This is a genomic window from Haliea atlantica, assembly GCF_054779855.1.
Genome location: NZ_BAAGXL010000003.1, coordinates 781,876 through 799,479 on the forward strand (window position 1 = coordinate 781,876; position 17,604 = coordinate 799,479).

Here is a 17,604-nt window from a genome sequence, read left to right on the forward strand (position 1 = left end):
TGGGGACTCTGGCGTCGAGACAGGCGATGCCGGGCCGGGGGGCGAGCCGGCCGCTGATGCGCCGGGCGCTACGGCTTGAAGCAGGCCTCGAGCAGGGTCTGCAGCCGCGCCGCGCCCAGGTGGTTCATCAGCGCGATATTTTTCGCGGGGATCTGCTCTACCCCCGGGTAGCGTTTGATCGCCTGCTCGAGGCTGGCCTCGCGGAGCACGTGCAGCAGGGGATAGGGCGAGCGATTGGTGTAGTTTTCCGCGTCCTTCGCTTCGGTGCCGCCAAACTGGTAGTCCGGATGAAAGCTGGCGACCTGGTAGACACCTTCCCGCCCCAGGCCCTCCAGCAGGGCGTCGACGTCGTCCAGGAACTGGTTATAGTCGTGAAAGTCCCGCAGCACATCCGGGTGAATCAGCAGTGTGGTCTCAATTGCCGGGTCAGCATCCAACAGGGCCAGCTCGGCTTCCAGGGCCGCCAGCAACTGCCCTTCCGTCGCCGCGGTCGTCGTCGCGAAGCGCACCCGATCCCTGACTAGCTCGAGTTTTGCAAAGGGGCAGAGATTCAGGCCGACGACCAGGGTCTCCACCCAGTGCCTGACCGCTTGCGTGCGTGCCTCGCTGCTCAACTTGACACCTGACTGTCGGGTGCCGCTGACACATCCAGCCGGCAGGTCACCCGCTTTTCCGACACGATACGCCCGTCGTCGGACAGCGGCGCAAGGCTGGCTTGCAAGCGCCCCTTGCTCCACCATTCCCAGCCGCTCCCGATGTAACGTGCGCCACTCGCCGACTGCGCCAGCGTCATGTCGAGCGTCTGGCCCCGATGGACAATCCACGCTGTGTCCTGCGTCGGATACCCGACCTCGAGCCTGGCGCCATCGTCGCAGAGATAGGTTTGCAGCGTGGACAGTGTTGACTCGAATCCGCGCAGACTGCCCCCGTCATCGGTCCGCAGGATCAGCGCACCTTCGCGGTCCAGCTCAACGCGCGTCGCCCGTGACAACACTGAGAGGACTGCCTGCTCCTGATTCATGAGGGAGGGCGCACACAGCTTTTTGGTGCTGGCCAGCGGCCCAAGTTCAAGCGCGGCGCCCGTGATTTCATAAGGTCCAAATACGGTGTTGCAGCCGGTATTCCCGCTGAAGCGCCCATCCGCGCCAAACATCAGCGTGACATTCGAGCTGTCAACAATACCGCGGCCGGAGACATCTTCGATCTGGAAGGTCCGCTCGAGTAGAGTGCCCTCTGCTAGCGCCGAAGGATCACTCACGCCCGTGCTGGTCGAGCTTGAGCAGGCCACAAGCCCCATGGCTCCTGCGACCAGCAGGAGATAAAGATGCCTGGGGTATCGGGTCATGCGGGATCTCCTTGCCAGCTGCTGCGGTGTGGAACAGGCGCATTATCGTACGCCCGGCGCCAGGAATCGACCGCTAATGCTGCAGACAGGTCGCACGTCGGTTGATACTCTCGTGATACGCGAGACTAACAACCCGTAGGACTCCTCGATCATGTCTTCGACAACCTGGCAACATATCCAGCTCACCGCCTTCGGCGGCCCGGAGCAGCTCGCGCTGGTCAACGAAGACACCCTCCCCGAGCCAGGCCCGGGCCAAGTACGGGTGAAGGTGCTGACCGCCGGCACCGGCTTCACCGACACCATCATCCGCCAGGGGCAGTACCCGGGCGTCAAGCAGAAACCGCCCTTCACGCCCGGCTACGACTGGTTCGGCGTGGTGGATGCGGTGGGCAGCGGGGTTACCACCCTGCATCCGGGTGACGCGGTCGCCGACATGCCGGTCATTGGCGGTTACACGCAGTACCTGCTGGCGGATGCGGCGCGCGTCGTCCCCTGCCCCGCCGGCCTCGACCCGGCCCAGGCCGTCTGCATGATCCTGTCCTACACCACCGCCTACCAGATGCTGACCCGGGAATGCCAGCTTCAGCCCGGCGACAGCATCCTGGTGCACGCCGCCGGCGGCGCCGTGGGCACCGCCCTGCTGGAACTGGCCCGCGAGATGGGACTGACGGTTTATGGCAGCGCGTCATCGAGCAAGCACGACCTGGTGCGCCGCTTCGGCGCCACGCCCATCGACTACCGCAATACAGACTTTGTCGCCGAAGTGGCTCAGCTGACCGGGGGCAAGGGGGTGCAGGCCGTGTTCGACACCATCGGCGGCCACAACTGGTCGCGGTCCTACCGCTGTGTCGCCAGGGGCGGCAAGCTGGTGGGCTTCGGCGCCCTGCAGGTCACCACCGGCGAAGAATCCATCGCCGGCCTGCTGTGGGGCTTCGCCAAACTGCTGGGCCTCTGGCGCTGCCTACCAGATGGCCGGCATACGGGCTTTTACAATATCCAGACGCGTCGTGAGAAGCACCCGGAAGAATTCCGCGAGGATGTGGCCACGCTGATGCAGTGGCTCAAGGACGGCCGTCTGCAGCCCGCCGTGGCGGAGGTGCGGCCACTGGCGGATGCCGCCGAAGTCCACCGGCTGATCGATGCGGGAAAGGTGCCCGGCAAGATTGTGCTGGATTGTTGGGGTTGATGAGTGTCGTGTGCGGCAGAATCGCGGAACGTGCGCTGCTCCGGCGGGCTCTGGCATGGCGCGCGGGAGACAGGGAGGCATCCCTGGTCACTACCGAGAATCCGATCCTCCACATCAGCGAGCAACAGCGTTTGCTGCCTGTATACCGGAAAATACGGTAGATTACTCAGCGTGCCGTGAATTCGCCGCCCTAAAACAGCCAGTCAGGACGGTGTGCTTTTAGCCTTTATCTGCCGCCACAGGAAACTCAGAATGAAAGAACAATCCAAGCTTTTGGCTGCACAGTCTTACATCCGGGTAGCGATTGTTGTTCTTGGCGCATTGTGCCAAACAGCGTTGGCGCAAGTTCTGTATACGGATCCACTGGATGACGCTTCCCAGCTTACCGTGACAACGGGAAACTTTGGGGTCAATCTGGACTTCGGCCCGCCCTATACGCATTTTGGCGTCAATGACGGCTCAGGCGGAGGTGATTATGGCGGCGACACCCCCTCCGACCGAGTCAGCTACACGGGCTTCACGGGGGGCTACCTAGAGGCTTACGGCCTGGCGAGCCTCACGAATCCGTCGGTTGTGGAATGGCAGAATATCAATATCACAGGAGCCGGTGATTTGTATTTTTCTGCTGATTTCGCTTCTGCACTTCAGCCTGACACCGCGGATTCCGTGGTCGTCGAAGCCATCATTGATGGTGGCACACCCGAGCAGATTCTGTTGTTTACCAGCGCGACGAACAACGGGACCTTTCAGGTCAATGGGTCAGGGACGAGCCTGACTGCGGCCGCTCAAGGTTTTGAGGTTCCTATTTCGGGCACAGGAACCTCACTGACTATTCGCATGACACTTTCACTGTCCGCCTCAACCTCCACTGGCGATGATATTGCCGTCGATAACGTGGTTGTGGGGCAAGTTCCCTTGTTCAGTATCGGTGGTAGCGTCACCGGCTTGGTCGCGGGTGAGTCTGTTGTTCTGCAAAATAATAACGGCGACGATAAAACCGTATCAGCCAACGGAAGTTTTAGTTTCGACACCGAAGTTCCCGGCGCCTATGACGTCTCCGTGCTCACCGACCCCACCGGGCAAACTTGCACGGTGGAGAATGAAAGCGGCACAGCCACTGAGGATGTCACGAATGTTGCGGTGACCTGTAGCAACGACATATCGGAAAGCCTGTCGACGCTGTCGGCGAGTGCGCTATCGGTCCTTGAGGGCGACGAAACGACACTCACGGTTACGGTTCGGGATACCGCCGGAGACCCGGTTGCCGGACTGCCCGTCACACTGGTCGTCGAGAATGCCTCCGTCGATGCCTCGCTGGTCACTATCGCCACAAGTCCGAGCACGACGAGCGGTACTGGTGAAGCCGTGTTCACGGTCGCCAGCGCAATAGCTCAGGAGGTTGAATTTCGCGCGAGCTTCAACCCGGACCTCTTCGTTAGCGTGACCTGGGCGAGCAGGCCGGCAGAGCCGGTACCCGTGATGGGCCATTTCCTCTTGCTTGCCATGATGCTGGGATTAGTGGCTGTGGCCTATCGACAACGGAAACACGGGGCAGTTTAAAGAGAGCGCAATGACACCCACACTGCCAGGGGGCGACAATGTGACGTGAGCACCGGCCCCCTCGCTAACGCCTCAGCGGCGTTGCCGTTAGCGCCGCGAAATTCACTCCGCCGATGCTCGCGACCTTGCTAACTGCGCACCGTACGGCATCTATACGCTACGTAAGGCAAACACGTAATCCAGACAAGCAAGAACGGCCAGACACGCCCCGACGACACATTGTAGTCCTGGAATAGCCGATCCCAGGAATGGCCCAAAACATAATGAACAAGGAAAAACTCGAAGCAAAGCGTCAAAGCCAGCCATATGACACCTATTGCCATCGCCTGGCCCGCGGATTTCGGCAACAAATACCGCGAAAGCAGAAACACCGCAATGCCGAAGGTCACCATTGCAGTGACGGTCGAAAGCTGGTGGGAATGTAACTCTGATAGCGATTGGCCGTATGTTGCCTCTCGAAGAAAACCGTTACCGATAGCCAGCAGCATCAACACTAGCCAGAACAGCAGATACACCGAAACTCTACGCATTGGACGAGGCCCCTTACCGCGCCTTTTCACCCATCATGATGATTGCTCGCGTGCAATCTATGCTTATTCAGCGCGGACTTCCACTTTATGGACCCTCTGCCACCTGAGAGTATTATCCGCGTGCTACCGGTCGTAAGCGACCTGCATAGCAAGCCAACTCTTTGGGGTACATCCTGGCGCCCTAATCTCATTCCCGGCGCCACCGCCCTCTCCGCTCACGGTGAGTGACGGCCCATGCAGCTTGCCGACTGCCCTCGAATCCGTTTGGCACGCTTTGCCAGTATACCGCCAGAGCTCGCTACGCTACTCCGTCAACTGCCGGTTGGTCTCCGCCTCAACCTTCTGCAGCTCACCCAGGGCACGCATTATCTCCGCCTGAACAACCGGCATTATCTCAGCCATGTAGGGGCCCAGCTTTTGCATGGCGGATTTGGCGACCGGTTGCAAATAGAAATCGGTCAGTGCGTTGATTTCATCAGCGGTGAAGTGCCTGATCATCGCGGCCCTGGACGAGGCCTCCAGTGCCTCGTGGTCGACATACTCAAGAACAAATAGCCGAAAGCCCTCGCGCTGATCGGGCGGGAAGTTCATCGACATCGCCTGCGCCATGTCTTCCATCATCTCTTCGGGAGGCATAACCGCCAGATAACGATCGACGGCCGCCTCGCGTTCTGCCTGGCTGTCTTCGGCTGCCAGCACAGGCGCTGAGAGGAACAACGCACACATGATTAAACTGACCATCCTGATCATAGAGAATTCCTTTCTTCGTTTTCGTTATGCCAATATTGACTGAACATCGTCTCCACCTCACTGCCTTCCTTAGCAACTTTTCATATGCCGAGCATTTTATTCAACTCGGACTGCCGCTTGGTAAGCCTTAAGATTTTTTTGACCTCCCAAACAGCAACAGCCCCGCCAACAGCAAGCATGGCATAACAAATACCAATATCGTTCAAGAAAGGGTGCAGAGTTTTTCCTGGCTCCGCAAAGATGCCATGTACGGCTATACCGATCAAGAGAATTCCTGGGACACCGATTACCTGGGTTCTTTTCAACTCTCTATTAATACTATTAATTTCTTCTTCTACCCTGCTTTTCACCTATTCCCCCTTCTTCATCACATAACATTTCGAGCAGGTGCCGTGTTAGTACGGTTACGACTGGAAGCACCCTGCCCCATATATCCAGGATTTCTCTAAAAAGACGCCTGGTTAATGCCCACCAAACTGGTAATAGTTTATCGAAGCAAGCGAAGCTTACAGAGTTCCGAGCCGCATAGCGCTGCTTTGCGTGCTGCAATTTATTAGAAGCCTTCAATCGAATAACCAAGCTTCTTCTTTAAACTAGCCGCCTTATTAAATGCTTTTTCTCTCAACTCATAATTCTCACAAGCATAGGCATCAATTTTCTTGTATAAATTGTAAGCCTCAGACACCTTACCGAAACCTTCTTCATCCTGAGCTGAATTGAATGTAATTTCGGCTTCTTGCTTTGATATGCAATTATTCTTTCTATATATCCCATATGCCATTAACAGCAGTAGAGGAATCAAACAGACAAGCGCAATAATTCCGTTTTTCATCGATCTAGTTCTTGCACGTAACGCCGCGCTCTGCGGCAAACTTGGAGCGGGTGAATTTCACATTCTGCCTGCTTGCGCTTGTTAGCTTTCTTCACTTCGCCCCACCTCTGGCAACGCTATCTGCGCTGAATCTACAAGAGTGAAAAATCCTTGTGACTTAGACAACTGTAGTTCAATCGAAACTATCACTGATGCAGCGCTTTCTGGTCGCGACGCCAGCTTCGGGACCACTCTTATGCTCATGTCGTCTACAGTGGCTTTGTTAACAAAAAGTTGCAATTCATTGAACTTGGCGCGTGATGAGGGACTAAGTCTCAATAGATAAGAGGTAGCTTGATCCGGCTCAGAGAAAAGTCCTTTAGAAACCTTTATCGTTTGTACTGAATCTTCGCGAAGTTCAAGAACTGTCTGGTGCTGACCAGACGAAGAAATCATATCGATGCCCATCCAGCTCGCTCCGGTGTTCAGACGGAATCCCGCTGGAAGAAAAACCTTCACTCGCAGTTCATCAGGATTCAGGTCGGCAAAATCCTGAGCATCGAAGGTGCTCATTCGCACCATAGTCGATAGTGGTACTGAAGAGCAGCTACTGATGGCGAAAATTAGGATTAGTAAGAACAGTCTGTTCATGTTGCCGCAAACTCGGGAAGTTAACGCTTGAGTTCAGCGGCGTTTGAGGCGGCGCGTGCTTTTGCGAAAGCAAAAGTGCGTGGCGGGTCAAACGTCCGCTGCAACGATTTGTTAGGCGCGTGCTGGCAAACGGAAATCAAGGCCGATCTCATCACAAAGTTGATAGCAAATTTCTTCAGCCGGCTCCCATCCGCCACAGCATTCTGGACTTAGGCAGATGGTTAGACAACTGATCGCACCAGCCTCAAGCGCTTTACGTGTTGCTGCGAAAATCTCCGAGAGATAGTGCTCACTCTGGAGACGGGCGAACTCCTTCGGTTGCCGCGCGAAGAAGTAATCTAAATCTATGTTGAGCAACCAACCGTCGGCTTTGTAGTCGTGCAAGAACTCGCCATACATCTCGGGAAGACGACTCATAAGAAGCTCCTCCCAATGAGTCGTATTCTTCGGCTCATCACCGATGCCGTGAGTTGCCAAAAAATAATCGGCAATCTGCCCCCGATACAAGGCCTCAAACAGGAACAGATAGTTGTCCCACCGGATCAGAGGAACCTGCTCCCCATCCCAACCTGGGACACTTATGTCCAAATATTTTTGAAAAGAAATCGACCGAAGGTCGGGAAGCTTGGAAATTTCCTCCTCAGAAATCGTTCCGGCACAGTCATAGTGGGCGTCAATATGAAAGACGCTGTATCGAGACTCGGCGGACATGTGCTGCAGCCAGCACCAAAGGGCAGCTCGGTGGTTATCCATGATGTACACGTTGTCACTTCGCCACAGGAAGTTCTGCGAAATGGCTAAAGAACCGTTTCTGCCTTGAAATGGGTAAATCCAATCGGCCACGTTACCTCCGTAGCGCCTAACCGCTAATTAGCAAGACCAGACCGTATAACACCCACCCGCCTATCTCCAGCACAGCGTGCTAACCGGAACGTGAAATCCCTCGCAATTTCAACAACCTGGCGCCAGTGACCAAAAGTGATGGGGAGTTAACCGGCTGCGATCGGCCCGGATAGAGCAACACAGTCACGCAAAAGCGGTGAGCTTTATTCTTTATCTTTCAGACGGTTACAGAAAAGCTGCCGGCGCTGCGATCACAGCGCCGGTGAAAAGCCCCCGAACGGGGGCTAGAGAAAGTGCAGGAAACGATCAGCGAAACAACTGGAAGCGTATCGACGCTCCCAAATTTCTATTTTTTCTCCAAATCCGCAATATGCGCCGCCGCCTCGATCAGCCGCCGCGCCTCGTCCACATGCATGGTTTCGATCAGCTTGCCGTCCAGCACGGCGACGCCCTTCCCCTCCGCGGTCGCCTGGTCCCAGCAATCCAGCAGGCGCTGCGCGTGGGCCACCGCTTCCTCGCTCGGCCCGAATACCGCATTGGTCACGGCAATCTGCCCGGGGTGGATCAGGGTCTTGCCGTCGAAGCCCAGGGCACGGCCCTGTTCGCACACGGCACGCAGGCCCTCTTCGTTCTTGATCTCGAGGTAGACGCCGTCCAGGGCCGCGACGCCCGCCAGGCGGGCGGCCATGACGCAGCGGCCCAGGGCGTACTGCAAGCCACGGCGATCGGGGTCCGTGGGCAGGCGCAGTTCGTAGGCCAGGTCGGTGGTGCCCATGAGCAGGGCGGTGAGGCGCCCGTAGGCGGCGATGGCCTCGACATTGGCCACGCCGGCGGGGGTTTCGATCATCGCCCACAGGGCCATGTCGGGGCGCTGCAGTTCCTCCAGCAGGGCGGAAACTGCGTGCAGCTGCTCGACGGATTCCACTTTCGGCAGGCACAGGGTACTCACCGGCGTCGCGGCCAGTGCACGGATATCCGCTTCACCCCAAGGGGTCGCCAGGGCGTTGCAGCGGGCCACCAGCTGCCGCGGGCCATAGCCGCCGGCGTGGAGCTGGGCCACCAGCTGCTCCCGGGCCTCGGCCTTTTTCTCGGGGGCCACCGCATCTTCCAGGTCGAAAACCACGGCATCCACCGGCAGCTCCCGGGCCTTGTCCATGGCGCGCTGGTTGGCGGCGGGCATGTAGAGGGCGGAACGCAGCACTGCGGTCATGGTTGGGTCTCCGTATGGCGGGTCGCTTCGCTTTCGCTAACGGCGCCATCCGCCGGCGCCGGGTCATCCTCGGCCACGCCACGCACCGAGGCGCGCATCAGGTAGGCGACCAGGTCGGCGCGGTCCTGTGGGTCGGCAACGCCGCGACTCATCATGGTGGTATCCGGGAACATGGCCAGGGGGTCCGCCAGCCACAGCCAGAGCAGCTCGGGGGTCCAGACGAACTGGGCCTCGCGGAAGGTCTCGGAGTAGTACTCGAAGCCTTCCTGCTTGCCCGCCACCTTGCCAAAGATGCGGTGCAGGTTGGGGCCGTTGTTGTGGCCCATTTCCGGCTCCGGATAGTGGCAGGTGCGGCACTGGCCGAAGACCAGGCGGCCGCGCTCGGGGTCCCCCTCGGGCATGGCTTGGTAACTGCCGGCAACTGCCGCGGTCTCGGCGGCCTGCGGCGCCGCATTGCGGGCGGCGTCCTCAGCCGCCAGAACATGCGTGCTGCCCAGGGCGCCCAGGCCCATCACCAGCCCCAGCAGGGGGTTTTTCGCAAGGGTTTTCATCTCAGCTTTCCTCCCCGCGCATGGCAGCGCGCCCGGCGCGACGGCCGAAGTAACTGGCATCCCCCACCGACAGGCCACTGGCGATGTAGGGCGCCACCGGCAGGCCGGCCACGTTGCGACCGGCGGCGTAGAGCCCGGGAATCGGCTCGCCAAAACTGCTGATCACCCGGCTGTCGACGTCGGTGTGCAACCCGCCGAAGGTGTGGGCGGTAAAGAAAGCGCGCTTGACTGAGAGGTCCCAGGCCTTGAAGGGCGGCTTGACCAGCGGAGCCACGTAGGCCGGCTGCTTGTTGAACAGCGGGTCCCGGTGCGCTTCCGCAAAGCGGTTGTGATAGGCCACGGTATGCTGCAGGGCGCCCTGGGGAAAGCCGACGCGGGCGGCCAGGTCGCCGATGGTGGCGGCTTCCGCCACCGCCACGAAATTGTCCTGGGGGAAGTTGAAGCTGCTGTCGGCGTCGGTGATCAGCCAGGCCTCACCGTTCTGGTGATAGGCAATGGCGTCGCCGACCACACCGTAGTAGCTGTCCTCGGGTATGAAACGCTGGGCGGCGCGGTTGACCAGGATGCCGCGCAGGGCATTTTCCGGCGGGTACAACGGCGCGATGGCAAAGCCCTGGTCCATGTTCAGGGTTTCACCCCCTGCCGCCACGCCCATGGCGATGCCCTCTCCGAGGTCACCGGCATTGCCCCAGGGGGTGGAGCAGTCGTACAGGGCCGGGGCGTGGCGCTGCAGCATCTCGCGGTTGTGGATGAAGCCACCGCAGGCCAGCACCACGGCCCGGCGGGCGCGCACATGCACAATCTCGCCGTCGCGCTCCAGCTGCATGCCGACCACCCGGCCGTCGCTTTCCTGCACCAGCCGGCGTGCCGACACCCTTGCGCGCAGCTCGACACCGGCTTCCCGGGTGCGCTCCAGCAGGTGCTCCATCAAGACCCGGCCGCCGTTCATGCCGGGCACCCCGGGCACATGGCCCCGGGGAACCGGGCGGCTGTTCTCTCGCGCCGGCCAGGCGCGCTCGTTGCCGGAGAAGTACAGCGACTCGTCCCCCAGCGTCAGCTCCTTCACGTCGGTGAAGCGGTCGTTGTAGGGAATGCCCAGGCCCACCAGCCAATCGAAGTGGCCCAGACTGTCCTCGCAGTAGCGCTGGATCTTTTCCAGCTGCGGGTAGGGGCCGCTGTTGGCGGCGATGAACTGGATCATGTCCTCGACGCTGTCTTCGAAGCCCGCGGCTTTCTGCAGGGGCGTGCCGCCGCCGCAGAAGACCACCCCGCCGGACATGGCCGACGACCCGCCGAAGCGCGGCAGGCTTTCCACCAGCAATACGCGGCCGCCGGCCTGGCGGGCCTCGAGGGCGGCGCTGCAGCCACCGGCGCCGGAGCCGGCCACCAGCACATCCACGGTCTCATCCCAGCGCGGTACGTCGCGGCTGGCCATGGCGGGGGCGGTGGCCGCTGCGGCACCCAGGCCCAGGCCGGCAAGCACCCGCCGGCGGCTTATTGTGTATTCCGTCATTGTTCCGGTTCCCGAATGTAGTCCAGATGGTTGCCGCGCATCAGGGTGCGGTGGCGCGGCCCCGGGGCGTCCAGGTCGCCGCTGGCATAGCCCGCGTCCCCCTCGTAGAGGAAGCAGGCGCCGCCTTCCAGCGGGATCATTCGCGGCTGGAAATGAAAGGCCTCGCGGGCGCCGACCCGGGTGCAGGCCTCGTCGCAGCAAGCGTAGGCCGCGAGATCCAGCATGGTGACCCAGGTGGGGGGAAACAGGCGCAGGGGGTGTTCCGGATCACGCACTTCCTCGAGCACCCGGGCCGGGCTGACCCAGCGGTGGGCGGCAATTTCGCCACCGTCGACTTCCACCACGACATCGGCGTCGACCACCGCCAGGTAGAACCAGGTGGAGAAGCGCCGCTTGACCCCCTCGGGGGTGGTCCAGCGGGACAGCAGGAGCAACTGCTCGTCGGTGATTTCCAGGCCGGTTTCCTCGCGGGTCTCGCGCACCGCGGCGCGGCGGGCGGCACCTTCGCGATCCCCCTCGGCGGGGTAATCGGCCGCGTCCACGCGACCGCCGGGGAAGACCCACTCGCCGCCCATGTGTCGCAGCGCGGTATTGCGCTGAACCAGCAGCACCTCCGGGCCCGCGGCGGCATCCCGCAGCAGGACCACGGTGGCGGAGGGATGCGCGGTGGCGGGACCCTCACCCATTTCCAGCATGCCGGCCACCCTCAGGGGAAGAAGCGGCTGATGGTATCGACCACACAGGCGGGGCGCTCGCTGCCCTCGACCTCGATGGTGATGCGCACCACCACCTGCACGCCGCCCTTCATTTCCTCGGCGCTGATGATCTCGCCGCGGCCGCGTACCTGGCTGTCCACCGGCACCGGCGCCGGAAAGCGCACCTTGTCGCAGCCGTAGTTCACGCCCATGGAGACGTTCTGCACCTCGAGCAGCTGGGGCAGGAAGAGGTTGGCCAGGGACAGGGTCAGGTAGCCGTGGGCAATGGTCTTGCCAAAGGGACCGGAGGCGGCGCGCTCGGGATCGACGTGGATCCACTGGTGGTCGCCGGTGGCATCGGCAAACAGGTCGATGCGCTTCTGATCGATGGCCAGCCAGTCGGTGTGGCCCAGGTCGGTGCCTTCGGTGCCCATCAGGGCGGCGGGAGAATCAAATACGGTCGCCATGGTGTCGCAAGTCCTCTGCGGTGGGAAAAGCCGGGACTATAGCACTGGCGACGGATGCCTTCAGCCGCGCCGGTTCAACCTGCCCCACCAGAAAGCCTTACCCGCGCCGCGAGGCCGGGGCGACAGCAGACGGTGGGCAGCCCGCCGGTGCTTGGGGTATAGTCCTCTGCATTAACTCACAACAAGGAGCACTCCATGCCCGAGACTCTGGACCTGAATACCCTGTTACACGACTGGATCATTCCCTGGGGTACCAATATTGTCTTTGCCCTGGCGATCTTCGTCGTCGGTCGCATCGTGGCCCGCAGCCTGGTGAACCTCACCGAGCGCGTCATGCGCAGCCGCAAAATGGACGAGATACTGATCAGCTTCCTGAGCGCCATCCTCAGCGCGCTGTTGCTGGTCTTCGTGATCATCGCGGCACTGAGCCAGCTGGGCATCGACACCAGTTCCCTGGTCGTCATCATCGGCGCCGCGGGCCTGGCCATCGGCCTGTCCCTGCAGAGTTCCCTGGGCAACCTGGCCTCCGGGGTCCTGCTGATTGTCTTCCGCCCCTTCACCAAGGGCAATTACGTGGAGTGCGGCGGCACCGCCGGCGTGGTGGATGCGATCAACATCTTCAACACCACCCTCACCACCCCGGACAACAAGGAAGTCATCGTTCCCAACAGCGCGGTGCTGGGCAACAACATCACCAACTACTCCAAGCACCCCACCCGGCGTGTGGACATGGTCTTCGGCGTCGCCTACGGCGACGACCTGCGCAAGGCCAAGGCACTGTTCGAGCAAATCCTCGCCGAGGACGAGCGCGTGCTGAAGGAGCCCGCGCCCACCATCGTGGTCGGCGCCCTGGCGGACTCCAGCGTGAACTTCCTGGTGCGCCCCTGGGTCAACGCCGCCGACTACTGGCCAGTGCTGTGGGACACCACCGAGAAGGTCAAGCTGCGCTTCGACGAGGCCGGCCTGTCGATCCCCTTCCCGCAGATGGATGTGCACATGCACAAGGCGAACTGAGACAGCGTTCACATTACCGGATTGTCACCGCAGGCGCGGGTGGCCCCATGGTATAAAAGCCGCCTTCAGCCTGACCGGTGACTGTTTTGACCCGCACGACTCGCCAGATTCTTCTCTCCCTTGCCCTGCTCACCGGCGCTGCGCTGGTGGCGGGGCTGCTCTTTCTCAACCGCCCTGGCACGGAGCTGGCAGCGCCCGAGACGCCGCCACTGACGGTGGACGTCCTGGTGGCCACACCGCAGACCGTGCGCATTCCGATACAGACCCAGGGACACGTCCAGCCCCTGCGCCAGACGCTACTCGCCGCGGAGGTGCAGGGCCGCATCGTCGAGGTGGCCCCGTCTTTCCTCGAGGGCGGTTTCCTGCGCGCCGGGGACACCCTCCTGCGTATCGATGCCCGCGACTACGCCGCCGCGCTGGCGGAGGCGGAATCGGCGGTGCGCTCGGCGGAGAGTCAGCTGATCCAGGAACAGGGCCGCGCCGAGGTCGCCGCCGAGGAGTGGCGCCGCCTGCCCCAGGGCAGCCAGCGCAGCGACCAGGCGCGCGACCTCTACCTGCGCAAGCCGCAGCTGGCCCAGGCGGAAGCCCAGTTACAGGCGGCCAATGCACGCCTGGCCGCGGCCCGGGACGACCTCGAGCGCACCACCCTGCGCGCCCCCTACGACGCGCTGATCACCGATCGGCGCGTGGAGCTGGGGCAATACGTGACCCCCGGCACGGCGATCGCCGCACTGGCCTCCACCGCGACTGCCGAAGTGCGTCTGCCCATACCCCAGGCCCGCCTGGCCTGGCTGGACCTGCCGGCGCTCGGCGCCCCCCCGGGGGACACCCCGGTCACCCTGCGCGCCCTGCACGACGCCGAGCAGCGCTGGCAGGCCACCCTGCACCGCAGCGAAGCAGTATTGGACGCCGAGTCGCGTACCCTCTACGCCGTGGCGCGCCTTCAGGATCCCTATGGGCTGGATACCCCCGGGGCCGAGCCCCTGCGCCTGGGCAGCTATGTCAGCGCCACCCTCCGCGGCCGGCCGCTGGACAACATCGTCACCCTGCCGCGGCACCTGCTGCGCCCGGGCAACCGCGTCGCCATTGTGAGCGAGGCCGGACTGGCCACACTGCGCGAGGTCAGCCTGCTGGCCACCGGCGGCGACGTGCTCTACATCACCGAGGGCCTGGCGGCCGGCGATCGCGTCATCCTCAGTCTGCTGGACAGCAGCCAGACCGGCGCCCGGGTGGAGGTGATCTCCAGCCAGCCGAGTGACCAGTGGTACGCGGAGCATACCGAGGCCGGAGCAGACGCATGACCCCGCAGCCCACCCGGGGCATCATCGCCTGGTTTGCCCACAACCCGGTCGCCGCCAACCTGCTGATGGTAATCATCCTGGTGGTCGGCCTGGGCTCGGCCTTCACCATTCAGCGGGCCATGTTTCCCACCCTGGATGTGGACGTGATCACGGTCACCATGCCCTACCCCGGTGCCGCGCCGGAAGAGGTGGAGCAGGGCATCGTGCTGAAGATCGAGGAGGCGATCAACGACCTCGACGGCATCAAGCGGGTGGAATCCGACGCCATGGAGTCCGTGGCGCGCATCATGATCGAGCCCCTGGACGGCACCGACCTGGACACCCTGCTGCGCGACGTGAAGAGCCGGGTGGACGCGGTCCAGCACTTTCCCGCCAATGCCGAGCGTCCCATTGTCAGCCAGCCCCAGGTGCGTTTCCCGGCGGTCACCCTGCAGCTCTCCGGCAACCTCGACGAGCGCAGCCTGCGGGCCCTCGCCCAGGAAACCCGCCGCGAGTTGCTGACCCTGCCGGAGGTGTCCGCCGCGGAAGTGGTCGGCGACCGCGACCCGGAAATCGGCATCGAGATCCCGGAAGCAGTGCTGCGCGAGCATCGCCTCAGCCTGCAGGACGTCGCCGACGCGGTGGCCCGCTCCTCCCTCGATCTGCCGGCCGGCGCGGTCCGCGCCGAGCAGGGGGATATCCTGCTGCGCATCCAGGGCCAGGCCTACGTGCAGCAGGACTTCGAGCGCATCGTGCTGCGCAGCTGGCCCGACGGCAGCCAGTTGCTGCTGGGTGACATCGCCATCGTCGCCGACGCCTTCGAGGAGCGCCAGGGCTTTTCCCGCTTCAACGGCGAGTACTCCCTGGGGGTGCAGGTCTTCGCCACCGGCGAACAGGACATCATGGACACCGCGGCAGCCGCCCGCGCCTACGTGGAGCGCAAGCGCGCCAGCCTGCCCGAGGCGGTGACCCTCGACGTCTGGTCGGACATCACCTACTACCTCAACGGCCGCCTGGGCATGATGCTGGGCAACCTGGCCCTGGGCGCCCTGCTGGTGTTCATCGTCCTGGCCCTGTTCCTTGAGATCAAGCTGGCCTTCTGGGTGATGGTCGGCATCCCGGTGTGCTTCCTCGGCGCCATGGCGATGATCAACACGCCCTGGATCCACGCCAGCCTGAACATGATCAGCCTGTTCGGCTTCATCCTGGTGTTGGGCATCGTGGTGGACGACGCCATCATCATGGGCGAGAGCGCCCACGCTGAGCAGGAGCGCCACGGCCCCCACGTCGACAATATCGTCGCCGGGGTACAGCGGGTGGCCACTCCCGCCACGTTCGGCGTCCTGACCACCATCGTCGCCTTTGCCCCGACCCTGTTCATGGAAGGCATTTTCGCCAGTTTCCCCGAGGCGGCCGGCTGGGTGGTGATCCTCTGCCTGGCCTTCTCCCTGGTGGAGTCGAAATGGATCCTGCCCGCCCACCTGGCCCACAGTCGCCCGGCCCGCAGCGGCCTGCTGCTGGCGGTGGACCGGGTACAGACCCGGGTCAACGCCGGGCTCAAGCACTTCGTCGCCCACCGCTACCTGCCCGCCATGCAGGCCTGCATCCGCAACCGCTACGCTACCCTGGCGGGCTTCCTGGCGCTGCTGATCCTCTGCAGCGGACTGTTGCTGGGGGGCGTGGTGCGTACGGTCCTGGCACCGGAGGTTCCCGGCGAATTCATCAGCGCCGAGGTAGAGATGCTCAAGGGCACGCCCGAGGCGCGCACCCTGGAGGTCATCGACAACCTGGTCGCGGCCCTGGAACAGGTGGAGGCAGACTACCGCGCGGAAAGCGGTCGCGATGAAAAACTGGTGGAGCACGTGTTTGCCTACGGCAGCACCCGCACCACTGGCGGCATCATGGTGGAGCTGAGCAAGGAGGACCAGCGCAGCCTGGACACCCCGGCGATCGAACAGCGCTGGCGCGAGGCCGCCGGCCGCCCCCACGGGATCAAGGTGCTGGCGATCAGCTCCGCCGATGGCCCCAGCTTCGGCGCCGACATCGCCTTCGACCTGGTGCACCCGAACTTCGACACCCTGCGCCAGGCCGCCAACGAAGTGGCCGCCGAACTGGCGCGCTACCCCGGGGTCTACGACATCCGCAACGGCGCCAGCGACACCTCCGACGAGTTCCTTATCGACCTGCTCCCCGAGGGCGAGGCCCTGGGCCTGACCCGCGCCGACCTGGCCAACCAGGTGCGTCATGCCTTTTACGGCGCCGAGGCCCAGCGGGTACAACGGGGCATCGACGAAGTGAAGGTCATGGTGCGCTATCCCCGGGAGGAGCGCGAGAGTACCGCGACCCTGGAAAACATGTTCGTGCGCACCCCCGCCGGCGAGGCGGTGCCCCTGAGTACCGTCGCCGATGTCCGCGTGCAGCAGGGCCTGGACAAGGTCACCCACATCAACTTCCAGCGCGCCGCCGAGGTGACGGCCGAGGTGGACAAACGCCTGCTGGAGCCCTCGCGGGTGGTCGGCGACATGATGGGCGAGTGGCTGCCGACCCTGCAGCAGAAATACCCGGGGCTCGAATACAGCCTGTCCGGGCTCTCCGACGAGGAGACCAAGATGGCCCGCAGCATGATCATCGGCTTCTCCCTGGCGCTGTTCGGGATCTATGCCCTGCTGGCGGTGCCCACCCGCTCCTACCTGCAGCCGCTGATCATCATGGGGGTGATTCCCTTCGGCATGATCGGCGCGATCGTCGGCCACTGGATCACCGGCTACCCCCTGAGCATGATGTCGCTGATGGGGGTGATCGCCCTGAGCGGCGTGGTGGTCAACGACAGCCTGATCCTGGTGGACTACATCAACCGCGCCCTGCGCGAGGGCGTGCCAGCGATGAGCGCCGTAACCGAGGCCGGGGCACGCCGCTTCCGCGCCATTCTGCTGACCTCGCTGACCACCTTCTTCGGGCTGGCACCGATGCTGCTGGAACAGAGCGTGCAGGCGCGGGAAATCGTGCCCATGGCCATTTCGCTGGCCTTCGGCATCGTCTTCGCCACGGTAATCACTCTGCTGCTGGTGCCCAGCCTCTACCTGATCCTGCTCGACCTCAAGCAGTGGCGGGAAAGCCGCCGGCAGCTGCAGGCGGATTGAGGGAGTGCGGGACCGGCCGCTGTTAGCCGCGGTCGGCCCTGGACGGCAGTGGCCCGCC

Annotated in this window: 17 protein-coding genes; 5 read left to right on the forward strand and 12 right to left on the reverse strand. The window is 62.8% G+C overall.

Annotated features, from left to right (window positions below; translation table 11 throughout):
* Positions 1-68 precede the first annotated feature (68 nt).
* Complete coding sequence (locus ACYVGS_RS03655) at positions 69-614, reverse strand: DUF1415 domain-containing protein (protein WP_460587277.1); 546 nt, start codon at positions 612-614, stop codon at positions 69-71.
* Complete coding sequence (locus ACYVGS_RS03660; protein ID WP_460587278.1) at positions 611-1,345, reverse strand: META domain-containing protein; 735 nt, start codon at positions 1,343-1,345, stop codon at positions 611-613. The genes ACYVGS_RS03655 and ACYVGS_RS03660 overlap by 4 nt, the downstream gene beginning before the upstream one ends.
* 151 nt (positions 1,346-1,496) lie before the next feature.
* Between ACYVGS_RS03660 and ACYVGS_RS03665 the strand changes: the two genes are divergently transcribed.
* Entirely contained in the window at positions 1,497-2,531 is a 1,035-nt protein-coding gene (locus ACYVGS_RS03665) for a medium chain dehydrogenase/reductase family protein (RefSeq protein WP_460587279.1), read from the forward strand.
* A 252-nt stretch (positions 2,532-2,783) separates the two neighbouring features.
* Positions 2,784-4,091, forward strand: coding sequence for a hypothetical protein (locus tag ACYVGS_RS03670; RefSeq protein ID WP_460587280.1), 1,308 nt, complete (start codon positions 2,784-2,786; stop codon positions 4,089-4,091).
* Positions 4,092-4,924: 833 nt separating this feature from the next.
* Here ACYVGS_RS03670 and ACYVGS_RS03675 read toward each other — a convergent pair.
* From ACYVGS_RS03675 to ACYVGS_RS03720, 10 genes are all read right to left on the reverse strand, one after another.
* The gene (locus ACYVGS_RS03675) at positions 4,925-5,371 is read right to left on the reverse strand and encodes a DUF2059 domain-containing protein (protein ID WP_460587281.1); all 447 of its coding nucleotides are present in this window, start codon (positions 5,369-5,371) and stop codon (positions 4,925-4,927) included.
* 80 nt (positions 5,372-5,451) lie between these two features.
* Positions 5,452-5,721 (reverse strand): hypothetical protein, encoded by a 270-nt coding sequence (locus ACYVGS_RS03680; protein WP_460587282.1) that lies wholly within the window; start codon positions 5,719-5,721, stop codon positions 5,452-5,454.
* Between the two features lie 203 nt (positions 5,722-5,924).
* Entirely contained in the window at positions 5,925-6,203 is a 279-nt protein-coding gene (locus tag ACYVGS_RS03685; protein WP_460587283.1) for a hypothetical protein, read from the reverse strand.
* A gap of 81 nt (positions 6,204-6,284) precedes the next feature.
* Positions 6,285-6,755: a hypothetical protein gene (locus ACYVGS_RS03690; RefSeq protein WP_460587284.1), complete on the reverse strand. Its 471-nt coding sequence runs from the start codon at positions 6,753-6,755 to the stop codon at positions 6,285-6,287.
* Between the two features lie 189 nt (positions 6,756-6,944).
* Entirely contained in the window at positions 6,945-7,676 is a 732-nt protein-coding gene (locus tag ACYVGS_RS03695) for a peptide arginase family protein (protein ID WP_460587285.1), read from the reverse strand.
* A 346-nt stretch (positions 7,677-8,022) separates the two neighbouring features.
* Entirely contained in the window at positions 8,023-8,886 is an 864-nt protein-coding gene (locus tag ACYVGS_RS03700; RefSeq protein WP_460587286.1) for an HpcH/HpaI aldolase/citrate lyase family protein, read from the reverse strand.
* Positions 8,883-9,437 (reverse strand): c-type cytochrome, encoded by a 555-nt coding sequence (locus tag ACYVGS_RS03705; RefSeq protein WP_460587287.1) that lies wholly within the window; start codon positions 9,435-9,437, stop codon positions 8,883-8,885. The genes ACYVGS_RS03700 and ACYVGS_RS03705 overlap by 4 nt, the downstream gene beginning before the upstream one ends.
* Position 9,438: 1 nt before the next feature.
* Positions 9,439-10,950: an FAD-dependent oxidoreductase gene (locus ACYVGS_RS03710; protein WP_460587288.1), complete on the reverse strand. Its 1,512-nt coding sequence runs from the start codon at positions 10,948-10,950 to the stop codon at positions 9,439-9,441.
* On the reverse strand, positions 10,947-11,645 hold the full coding sequence (locus ACYVGS_RS03715) for an NUDIX hydrolase (protein ID WP_460587289.1): 699 nt from the start codon (positions 11,643-11,645) through the stop codon (positions 10,947-10,949). The genes ACYVGS_RS03710 and ACYVGS_RS03715 overlap by 4 nt, the downstream gene beginning before the upstream one ends.
* Before the next feature lie 11 nt (positions 11,646-11,656).
* On the reverse strand, positions 11,657-12,112 hold the full coding sequence (locus tag ACYVGS_RS03720) for a MaoC family dehydratase (protein ID WP_460587290.1): 456 nt from the start codon (positions 12,110-12,112) through the stop codon (positions 11,657-11,659).
* Between the two features lie 195 nt (positions 12,113-12,307).
* Here ACYVGS_RS03720 and ACYVGS_RS03725 point away from each other — a divergent pair, with 195 nt between their 5' ends.
* From ACYVGS_RS03725 to ACYVGS_RS03735, 3 genes are all read left to right on the forward strand, one after another.
* The gene (locus ACYVGS_RS03725; RefSeq protein WP_460587291.1) at positions 12,308-13,126 is read left to right on the forward strand and encodes a mechanosensitive ion channel family protein; all 819 of its coding nucleotides are present in this window, start codon (positions 12,308-12,310) and stop codon (positions 13,124-13,126) included.
* 86 nt (positions 13,127-13,212) lie between these two features.
* Entirely contained in the window at positions 13,213-14,427 is a 1,215-nt protein-coding gene (locus ACYVGS_RS03730) for an efflux RND transporter periplasmic adaptor subunit (protein WP_460587292.1), read from the forward strand.
* Positions 14,424-17,546: an efflux RND transporter permease subunit gene (locus tag ACYVGS_RS03735; RefSeq protein ID WP_460587293.1), complete on the forward strand. Its 3,123-nt coding sequence runs from the start codon at positions 14,424-14,426 to the stop codon at positions 17,544-17,546. The genes ACYVGS_RS03730 and ACYVGS_RS03735 overlap by 4 nt, the downstream gene beginning before the upstream one ends.
* The last annotated feature ends 58 nt before the right edge of the window (positions 17,547-17,604 follow it).

What these genes read in the sequence shown, in the direction of transcription:
- ACYVGS_RS03700 (WP_460587286.1), bottom strand. Translation starts at nt 8,886, where the DNA reads ATGACCGCAGTGCTGCGTTCCGCCCTCTACATGCCCGCCGCCAACCAG.
- ACYVGS_RS03675 (WP_460587281.1), bottom strand. Translation starts at nt 5,371, where the DNA reads ATGATCAGGATGGTCAGTTTAATCATGTGTGCGTTGTTCCTCTCAGCG.
- ACYVGS_RS03720 (WP_460587290.1), bottom strand. Translation starts at nt 12,112, where the DNA reads ATGGCGACCGTATTTGATTCTCCCGCCGCCCTGATGGGCACCGAAGGC.
- ACYVGS_RS03660 (WP_460587278.1), bottom strand. Translation starts at nt 1,345, where the DNA reads ATGACCCGATACCCCAGGCATCTTTATCTCCTGCTGGTCGCAGGAGCC.
- ACYVGS_RS03665 (WP_460587279.1), top strand. Translation starts at nt 1,497, where the DNA reads ATGTCTTCGACAACCTGGCAACATATCCAGCTCACCGCCTTCGGCGGC.
- ACYVGS_RS03705 (WP_460587287.1), bottom strand. Translation starts at nt 9,437, where the DNA reads ATGAAAACCCTTGCGAAAAACCCCCTGCTGGGGCTGGTGATGGGCCTG.
- ACYVGS_RS03685 (WP_460587283.1), bottom strand. Translation starts at nt 6,203, where the DNA reads ATGAAAAACGGAATTATTGCGCTTGTCTGTTTGATTCCTCTACTGCTG.
- ACYVGS_RS03735 (WP_460587293.1), top strand. Translation starts at nt 14,424, where the DNA reads ATGACCCCGCAGCCCACCCGGGGCATCATCGCCTGGTTTGCCCACAAC.
- ACYVGS_RS03690 (WP_460587284.1), bottom strand. Translation starts at nt 6,755, where the DNA reads ATGAGCACCTTCGATGCTCAGGATTTTGCCGACCTGAATCCTGATGAA.
- ACYVGS_RS03715 (WP_460587289.1), bottom strand. Translation starts at nt 11,645, where the DNA reads ATGCTGGAAATGGGTGAGGGTCCCGCCACCGCGCATCCCTCCGCCACC.
- ACYVGS_RS03725 (WP_460587291.1), top strand. Translation starts at nt 12,308, where the DNA reads ATGCCCGAGACTCTGGACCTGAATACCCTGTTACACGACTGGATCATT.
- ACYVGS_RS03710 (WP_460587288.1), bottom strand. Translation starts at nt 10,950, where the DNA reads ATGACGGAATACACAATAAGCCGCCGGCGGGTGCTTGCCGGCCTGGGC.
- ACYVGS_RS03670 (WP_460587280.1), top strand. Translation starts at nt 2,784, where the DNA reads ATGAAAGAACAATCCAAGCTTTTGGCTGCACAGTCTTACATCCGGGTA.